This window comes from Rhizobacter sp. P3_B12 (assembly GCF_056402895.1).
This window is the reverse complement of sequence record NZ_JBFUGN010001400.1, coordinates 1-1,200: the sequence shown is the minus strand read 5'-3', so window position 1 is coordinate 1,200 and position 1,200 is coordinate 1. Positions and strand designations below refer to the sequence as shown.

General features: G+C 74.4%; 3 protein-coding genes. All 3 read right to left on the bottom strand.

Annotated features, from left to right (window positions below; genetic code table 11):
* Positions 1 to 35: 35 nt before the first annotated feature.
* A complete protein-coding gene (locus tag AC1D01_RS35595; protein ID WP_477874364.1) occupies positions 36 to 191 on the bottom strand; it encodes a hypothetical protein in 156 nt (51 codons plus the stop codon).
* Positions 188 to 646: a hotdog family protein gene (locus AC1D01_RS35590; protein ID WP_477874362.1), complete on the bottom strand. Its 459-nt coding sequence runs from the start codon at positions 644 to 646 to the stop codon at positions 188 to 190. Before AC1D01_RS35590 ends, AC1D01_RS35595 begins: the two co-directional genes overlap by 4 nt.
* The coding region (locus tag AC1D01_RS35585) for a beta-ketoacyl synthase chain length factor (protein WP_477874360.1) at positions 646 to 1,200 on the bottom strand (555 nt) is incomplete at its 5' end. The genes AC1D01_RS35590 and AC1D01_RS35585, both read right to left, overlap by 1 nt.

Below are 1,200 nucleotides of genomic sequence, written 5' to 3'. Positions count from 1 at the left end.
GAAGCAGACCGCCTCGGCCGAGCCGCCCGCGGCGTTCAGCTGCAGCGCCAGCAACTCGACGGCATGGGCCGCGAGTTGGCATGCAGGATCACATGGAAGCCGTCGCGCGCCAGCCGGCGCGCGATCGCGCTGCCGAGGTCGCCGCTGGCGCCGGTGACGAGTGCGCGCCGCAGGGCAGGGGTGTCGCTCATGGTGTCTCTCCCGGGTGGAGCACGACCGCGGCCCGCCCGTCGGCCACCGGCGTGCCGGCATGCTGCACGCGGAACGCGTAGAGCAGCTGGTGCGCATCGCCGGCCACGCGCTCGGCGACGACCTCCAGCGCCCCGGGCAGGTCGTGCAGGTGCAGGCGGTGGCAGTGCACGCCGCGCGCGCTCGCGAGAAAGCCCGGCGCGGCCGGCGTGCCGGTCGCTTGCGCGAGCAGTGCGCCATGCAGCGCCATCGCCTGCGCTGCGTACTCGATCGCCGCGGTGGCGAGCAGGCCCGACGCGGTGCGCAGCGGGTGATCGGCGGCACGGTGGCCGGTGGCGCGGCAGCGGATCGTCTGCGCGTCCCAGGTCAGCAGGCCGTCGAGCAGGCACATCGATCCGGCGTGCGGGATCAGCGCGGCGATGCCGGCGTGGTCGAGCAGCAGGGCCTCGTCGTTCATCACGGGCGGTGGATGTCGACGCGCAGCGACAGGCCGGCCTGGCAGTCGAGCGCGACACGGCCTGCTTCGCCGCGCGCAATCAATTCGAGCAGCGGCAGCGCGCGCGCCGCGGGGATCTGCTGGCGCAGCGCCTCGAGCCCGGCATCGCGGCATGGCGTCGACGGCTGCGGCGCCTGCGCCGTGATTTCCAGCCGCGCGATGGCGCCATCGCCCGTCGGCCGCAGCACCAGCGCGACGCCCAGGCTGTCGGGCAGCGGCCGCGTGGCCTGCAGCGGCTCGGGGTAGGGCGTGTCGCTCGCGACCAGCAGCACCGGCTGCGACGGCAAGCCATGCAGTTGCCCGGCCGCTTCGATCAGCCCGGCCGCGAAGCTGGTGTCGAAGCCGCACAGGCTGGTCGACGCGGCCCGGCCGGTGACGGCGATGTGCCAGTAGCCGGCCGCGGCGTTGTGCACCGAATTCGTGAAGCGCGTCGGCGACACCAGCCGGTCGTTGCCGGCGAGGGCCTCGCACAGCGCATGGCAGTTGGCGCCATCGCCGCTCGATGACGCGAACAC